3 protein-coding genes and 1 pseudogene are annotated in these 3,123 nt (G+C 68.6%); 3 read left to right on the top strand and 1 reads right to left on the bottom strand.

All coding sequences use genetic code 11. The features are described 5' to 3' along the window. Positions 1-498: pseudogene (locus ACR2JA_RS17355) on the top strand (aromatic ring-hydroxylating dioxygenase subunit alpha); the annotation flags it as partial. Beyond that, positions 495-1,466, top strand: coding sequence for a PDR/VanB family oxidoreductase (locus ACR2JA_RS17360; protein ID WP_434010323.1), 972 nt, complete (start codon positions 495-497; stop codon positions 1,464-1,466). The pseudogene ACR2JA_RS17355 and the gene ACR2JA_RS17360, both read left to right, overlap by 4 nt. Before the next feature lie 82 nt (positions 1,467-1,548). Here the strand turns inward: ACR2JA_RS17360 and ACR2JA_RS17365 are convergent, their stop codons facing one another. Continuing rightward, the gene (locus ACR2JA_RS17365) at positions 1,549-1,968 is read right to left on the bottom strand and encodes an Lrp/AsnC family transcriptional regulator (RefSeq protein ID WP_434010324.1); all 420 of its coding nucleotides are present in this window, start codon (positions 1,966-1,968) and stop codon (positions 1,549-1,551) included. Between the two features lie 140 nt (positions 1,969-2,108). Between ACR2JA_RS17365 and ACR2JA_RS17370 the strand changes: the two genes are divergently transcribed. After that, the coding region (locus tag ACR2JA_RS17370; RefSeq protein WP_434010325.1) for an ornithine cyclodeaminase at positions 2,109-3,123 on the top strand (1,015 nt) is incomplete at its 3' end.

The raw sequence follows: 3,123 nt of genomic DNA on the forward strand, positions 1-3,123 counted from the left end.
TTCATGGACAACGTGATGGCGCCGCCGTTCTGGAAGGCCAACCTGCGCGGCAACCACCTGCCCGACGACCAGCCGGTCGACCGCTGGCAGATCTGCCACTTCACGCCGCCCAGCCACGTGATGATCGAAGTGGGCGTGGCGCTGGCGGGCAACGGCGGCCATGCAGCGCCCGACGCGGTGAAGGCCGCGAGCTGGGTGGTGGACTTCATCACCCCCGAGACCGACACCTCCATGCACTACTTCTGGGGCATGGCGCGCAAGTTCAAGCCGCAGGACGACACGCTCACGGCGCAGATCCGCGAAGGCCAGGGCAAGATTTTTTCGGAAGACCTGGAGATGCTGGAACGCCAGCAGAAGAACCTGCTCGCCTTCCCCGACCGCAAGCTGATGATGCTCAACATCGACGCCGGTGGCGTGCAGTCGCGCAAGGTGATCGAGCGCGTGATCGCGGCCGAACAGGCCGCCGCTGCAGCACCCGCGCAGGGCGTGCCGGCATGAGCGCCGTCGCTGCCGAACTGACGGTGCGCGTGGCGCGCAAGCAAACCGTCGCGCTGGACATCTGCAGCCTGGACCTGGTGGCCGCCGACGGTTCCGCCCTGCCCGCCTTCGAGGCCGGCGCGCACGTGGACGTGCACCTGCCCGGCGGCCTGGTGCGCCAGTATTCGCTGTGCAACCCGCCGGGCGAAACCGGCCGCTACCAGATCGCGGTGCTGCGCGACGCGGCCTCGCGTGGCGGCTCGCTGGCGGTGCACGAGGCCGTGCCCGAAGGCGCGACGCTGCGCATCAGCACGCCCAAGAACCACTTCCCGGTCGCGGCCGGTGCGCCGCACCACCTGCTGCTGGGCGGCGGCATCGGCATCACGCCGCTGCTGGCCATGGCCGAGCAGCTGACCGCACAAGGCCAGCCGTTCGATCTGCACCACTGCACACGCTCGCGCGAGCGCACCCCGTTCGTGGAACAGATGGCGGCCTCGGCCTTTGCCAGCCGCGTGCAGCACCACTTCGACGACGGCGACGCGGCGCAGAAGCTGGACATCGCTGCCACGTTGCGCGCCGCCCCCGCGGGCACGCACCTCTACGTGTGCGGGCCGCAGGGCTTCATGGACGCGGTGCTGGCCGCCGGCCGTGCCGCCGGCTGGCCCGAGGAGCGCCTGCACCGCGAATACTTCGCCGCGGCGCCGGTGGATCACTCGAACGATGGCGCCTTCGAACTGGAGATCGCCAGCAGCGGCCGCGTGATCCCAGTGCGGGCCGATCAGAGCGCACTGGCCGCCTTGCTGGCCGCGGGCTTCGACATCCCCATGTCGTGCGAACAGGGCGTGTGCGGCACCTGCCTGACGCGCATCAAATCTGGCACGCCCGAACACCACGACCAGTACCTGACGCCCGAGGAACAGGCCGCGAACGACCAGTTCCTGCCCTGCTGCTCGCGCGCGAAAACGCCGCGGCTGGTGCTGGACCTCTGAGTCGTTGCAGCCCCGCCGTCTGGCCGTCCCAGCGAGCACAAGGCGCACAGCCTTGCCGTGATCGCCGGGCGTGCCGGACCGCTCAGCGGTACGTGCTCAGCAGGATGCTGGTTTCGGTGCCGCGGATGCCGCTGAGCAGGCGGATGCGCTCCAGTGCCTGCGAGAGTTCGGCCATCGAACCCACCTCCAGCTCGGCCAGCAGATCCCAGCGGCCATTGGTGTCGTGCAGCGACGCCACCGAGGGTTCGCCCAGCAGATTGACGATCACCTCGCGCGTGCGGTTGCCTTCGACCAACACGCCCATCCAGGCGCGGATGCGTTCGGTCTGCGCCTCGGGTTTCAGGCGCACGGTGTAGCCCACGATCACCTGCGTGTCCTCGAGCTTGCGCAGCCGGTTGGTGACCGTCCCGCGCGAGACCTGGAGCTTGTGCGCCAGATCGGCCACCGAAAGGCGCGCGTCCTGCCGCAGCAGGGCGATGAGTTGTTGGTCGAGGTCGTCCATGGTCAAAACGGCAGTCAAGTCTGACGAAATGATCTATTTTCTGCCGATTCAGTAGATTGTTGGCACTTTTCATTGCCATCGCCGGCCTGCACACTGCCCGCTCCCCCCGTCATTGCCGGGGATGCCTGCCAGAGACGACCATGAAAACCACCGTTCACAACCCCGATCTCGCCCGCTTCGTCGAAGCCGGCACCCTGTACCTGAGCGCCCCCGAAGCCGCCGAACTGGTGCGCCGCCACGGCCTGGCCGCCAGCATCGAAGCGATCGCCCAGAACATCCGTGCCGACTTTTTGCGCTGGGCCGATTTCGACAAGACCGCCCGCGTGGCCGCGCACTCGGCCGGCGGCGTGATCGAGCTGATGCCCGTGGCCGATGACCACCGCTACAGCTTCAAGTACGTCAATGGCCACCCGGGCAACACCCGCCTGGGCCTGTCCACCGTGATGGCCTTTGGCGTGCTGGCCGACGTGGACACCGGCGCCCCGCTGTTCCTGAGCGAGCTCACGCTGACCACCGCGCTGCGCACCGCCGCCATGTCGGCCCTGGCCGCACAGACGCTGGCCCGGCCCGACAGCCGCGTGATGGCGCTGATCGGCAACGGCGCGCAGAGCGAGTTCCAGGCGTTGGCTTTCCAGCACCTGGTCGGCATCACCACCCTGCGCGTGTTCGACGTGGACCCCGCCGCCAGCGCCAAGCTGGTGGCCAACCTGCACGGCAGCGGCCTGCGCATCACCGTGTGCCACAGCACGGCCGAGGCGGTGAAGGGCGCCGACATCGTGACCACCGTCACCGCTGACAAGGCCATGGCGCTGATCCTCACGCCCGAGATGATTCAACCCGGTATGCACCTGAACGCCGTGGGTGGCGACTGCCCGGGCAAGACCGAGCTCGAAGCCGCCGTGCTCGAAGCCGCCAAGGTGTTCGTCGAGTTCACCCCGCAGTCCCGCATCGAGGGCGACATCCAGCAGATGCCGGCCGACTTTGACGTGACCGAACTCTGGGAAGTGCTGGCCGGCCTGAAGGCGGGCCGCGACAGCGAGGCGCAGATCACGGTGTTCGACTCGGTCGGCTTTGCGCTCGAAGACTTCTCGGCCCTGCGCTTCATGCACCAGGCGGCGCTGGATGCCGGGCTGGGCGAGCGGCTCGCGCTGATCC

Origin of the sequence: Hydrogenophaga sp. (assembly GCF_051007235.1) — a bacterium.
Lineage (GTDB): Bacteria > Pseudomonadota > Gammaproteobacteria > Burkholderiales > Burkholderiaceae_C > Hydrogenophaga.